This window comes from Streptococcus sp. ACS2, assembly GCF_000525585.1.
Classification (GTDB): Bacteria; Bacillota; Bacilli; order Lactobacillales; family Streptococcaceae; genus Streptococcus.
Genome location: NZ_JALT01000032.1, coordinates 1 through 3,795, shown reverse-complemented (window position 1 = coordinate 3,795; position 3,795 = coordinate 1). Strand labels below are relative to the sequence as shown.

Annotated in this window: 2 protein-coding genes and 3 pseudogenes; all 5 read right to left on the bottom strand. The window is 37.6% G+C overall.

The window, feature by feature from the left end:
• Positions 1 to 1,172, bottom strand: a 1,172-nt coding sequence (locus HMPREF1517_RS07240) for a YSIRK-type signal peptide-containing protein (RefSeq protein WP_037600634.1), incomplete at its 3' end; no start/stop codon positions are given.
• A gap of 939 nt (positions 1,173 to 2,111) precedes the next feature.
• Positions 2,112 to 2,278, bottom strand: a pseudogene (locus HMPREF1517_RS10490) (transposase); the annotation flags it as partial.
• 282 nt (positions 2,279 to 2,560) lie between these two features.
• Positions 2,561 to 2,743: pseudogene (locus tag HMPREF1517_RS10815) on the bottom strand (transposase); the annotation flags it as partial.
• An 18-nt stretch (positions 2,744 to 2,761) separates the two neighbouring features.
• Positions 2,762 to 2,989 (bottom strand): hypothetical protein, encoded by a 228-nt coding sequence (locus HMPREF1517_RS07230; protein WP_229040659.1) that lies wholly within the window; start codon positions 2,987 to 2,989, stop codon positions 2,762 to 2,764.
• Between the two features lie 210 nt (positions 2,990 to 3,199).
• Positions 3,200 to 3,795: pseudogene (locus tag HMPREF1517_RS07225) on the bottom strand (transposase); the annotation flags it as partial.

Sequence of the window (3,795 nt, the reverse complement as noted above, 5' to 3'; positions counted from 1 at the left end):
GGCTCTGGATTAGCTGGTTGAACCCATGCTTCACCCTCGTGACCAACTTCTTGGGTACCGTTAGCACTGATTGGTCCAGTGTACTCTGGATTAGCCGGTTGGACCCATGCTTCACCCTCGTGACCAACTTCTTGGGTACCGTTAGCACTGATTGGACCGGTGTACTCTGGAGCGACAGGTTGAACAGCTGCTTCGCCTTCGTGTCCAACTTCTTGGGTACCATTAGCACTGATTGGACCGGTATACGCTGGATTGGCGGGCTGAACTAGAGCTTCGCCTTCGTGTCCAACTTCTTGGGTACCATTGGCACTAATCGGTCCAGTGTAATCTGGATTTGCGGGTTGAACAGTTGCCTCGCCTTCATGACCAGATTCTTGCGTACCTTTAGCGCTAATTGGACCAGTGTACTCTGGGTTAGCAGGTTGAACTAGAGCTTCGCCCTCATGACCTGACTCCTGACTACCTTTTTTCCAACTGATTCCCTTACTATCCTTATCAGCTGTCCCCTGACTAACTGTATTATCTTCTTTTATTGAAGACTCAAGCCCTTGCAAAGTATTCTCCAAAGGTTGTTCAAGCTCCGGCTTAGCAGAGTAACGCAGATAACCCACATACTCATAACCATCAATGGCAATAACACCCTTAGCCAAATCTTCTTTATTTGAAACCGCAAGAGTTTGATTATAGGCCTGCAACTCCTTGTTTTGCAAGGCAAGCACCTCTATCGGCACAAGGAGACTTTGCCCTGCGGCCCCAATCAAGACCAAGCCAATAATTTTTTTACGATGTTTTTTTGAAAATAGCAACACAGCCATAGTCGCTGTTGCCAATCCCAAACCTGTCGCTGCCCAGTCAGAACTTCCTGTCTGAGGAAGAGTAGCTTGACTGTCTCCCTTACGTTTATAAACCAGATAAAAAGTGTCCTCATTTTGATATTCCTTAGGAATAGCATGTACCACTTGCTTCTGCTCTTCAGCTGTTAATTCATTTTCTGTGACATAGGCCATGTGTACCGATGCATCCGAAGTAACCTGGTCTGCCGAAACTGGTTTAGACACGAAAAGACCACCTGCTAACAAGAATGTCCCGATAGCAACTGGCCCTACACCTACTGACAATTTACGAATGGCGTATTTTGTCACTTTTTCAAAAACATGATTTGCTTGTTTCATTCAAAATCTTCCTATATGTTAATCCTTGTACCCCAAGGCACGTCAAAAAAACGAAGACGTTATTGAAAAAACACGCACTCTATACATTTATTAACCTTCTTCCGAAGTCTATCATATCCTTTTTTTAATCTTTAAGCAAGTATTTTCTCTAATTTTTAATCAATATAAAAAACGAATTATGATTAGTAACTAGATCCTCGTGAAAATAATAAAACCTTTTTATATAAATAATTCCAAAGAATCTAACATTTGTAAGAATATTCTCTTGATATTCAAACAAGTGATATATTTTGAGTTAAATAATTTTATAAATTATACTAAGATCCCCATATATCTAACATTTTAATTGAAAAGATAAATAAAAACTACTAATTTTAATAAAAAAAATGCAAGAACTTCTCTCGCATTTTTTTCGTATTAATATTCCAGAAATTACCCATTACCTTGAGAAATACTATATGGACAATCTAGCTAACAAAGAGTTTACCATAATATAATCTAAATATCAATCGTCACACAATCTCATTCTATATATCTTTTGTGTATGAAAGAAATATTTAGTCTCTTAAATTAAACACCTATATATTTTCAAAACATAAAACATTAAATTGTAACCATGCATTGACGCTCCCTGAAATCTCCTCAATTATAAATTAATTAGTCTTAAACTAATTTCTATTTTCCTATAATATAGTCTGAAAATCCATCTCAACATATCAGAAAATATTATTTTTATAAAACTTGTTGCAAAATTCTAATTTTACTGCTATAATCACGTTAGTAGACTCATATTTAAATGAATTTATCTTCCCCTCGTCTCTAATTAACTTCTATCATAGAGACTTCACATTTAGCTTCTAACAACATATTACTCTTGTATGAGCTACTATTTAAAAAACGGCTCTTTGTCAACTGTAGTGAGTGACGAAAGGCTAACATCTAGAGAGAACCTGATAGGTTTTCTCTTTTTGTATGTTCAGAGTGATGAAGACACGCTTCTTAAAGTTGATAAAGTTTCTTAAGTCGAACCCCAACTGTTTGATGTCTTTAATCAACTTATTAGTCGCTTCAAGTTTCGCGTTTGAATAGTCTGTTTCTAGTGCGTTTTATTTGAAAAACATCAAAAATAGCGCAAAAAACTCTTCTTGTGCTATACTGTAATTGAGATTTTTTAAATTTTTGGTGTTAGAACTGTTGCCTCAGTCCTAGCACTTTTCTTTGTCGTATTCTTGGTGTGTTGCGAGAATTTTGTAAATGATACGAAGCAGCTTATGTGCGCAAGCAATGACGGCTTTCATCTTACTTCCTCTTTGGGAAATTTTGCTATAAAAAGATTAAAACGCATTGTCTTTAGAGTGAGCCGCAATCAATCCCGACATGGTCAAAGCCTACTTGATATATCGATTTCCTTGCGTGATGTGTGAGGATTTTTTAATGCCAGCACTTTCATAAGACCCTGGACAGAGTCCAGCCCAAGAAGCTAAGTGTGCGTCCGATTGAAAGGCCTTTACATCTGGTCCATTCTCAGCTAAAATAGTGACTGCACAAGTTTCACTCACACCAGGAATCGTTTGAAGTAATCTATTTCTTCAGGGAAACTCCTTTTCGATATAAGCTATTATTTCACTCGTTAATTTATTCATGAGTTTTTGGTACAATTGATATTCTTCTAGGCTTTGGTCCAAGAGAAATCGATCCTCTAGTGACAACTTCCTATTCATGGCCTCTATAAATTCTTCTGGACTTGCTTTGACATGCTTGTGAATACAAGCTGTCACATTGTCATAATCATTGAGTTCCCCATTGACAAAGAGCATTAAAAGAGACTGTCCTGTCTTAGAGAATATATCTGAAAGATAGCTGGTTAGTTTGATATTAGCACTTTGTAAGAAGTTATGAATCTCATTCTTTATGATACAGGCTAGGCAAAGCTCTATTAAAGACAACGGATTGGTATTGTTCACCTTCATTATAAGCCGAACTTTCTTTTCTATCATGAGTTAGCAGGCTAAGCCTGCTTAGAGTTTTTTGATGTATTGTTTGTGTCTAAGAAAAGTCCTAAAGACAGTTTTGAAGTAATGATTGACCTTGCTTATATTCTCCTCTATGAGCTCAAAAAACTCATCTACCCTCTTCTCTTGAAAGTGAAACAGCAACAGCTGATAGAGGTTATAATAATTAGCGAGATCTTCTGAAAAGTCTAGTGTCTTCCTAACGACTTCATGTGGACTTAAGGTTTGACCAAAGGTCTTCGAGTGAAATGATTTACAAGATAACTTACGGCTGTCCTTTTGGAAGAGTCTCCAGTGATTTTTCAAGGCTCGGTAGGGGAGTGATTTCTTATCAAACTGGTTCATAATCGCAATTCTTGTCTTTAAAAAGGCACGTCCAAGGTGCTGGATGATGTGGAAACGATCAATAATGATTTCGGCATTTGGAAAAAGTCTGCGAGCTAGTGGGATATAGGCTCCTGACATGTCCATCGTGATAAACCGTACCTTTTGTCGTACTTTCAATGGATACTTCAAAAAGTAGTTTCGAATCGTGGTTTGACGGCGATTATCAAGGATGGTTATGAGTTTGTTGGTCTCATAGTTTTGCGCCACAAAAGCGAGTTCACCTT

What these genes read in the sequence shown, in the direction of transcription:
- HMPREF1517_RS07230 (WP_229040659.1), bottom strand. Translation starts at nt 2,989, where the DNA reads ATGCTCTTTGTCAATGGGGAACTCAATGATTATGACAATGTGACAGCT.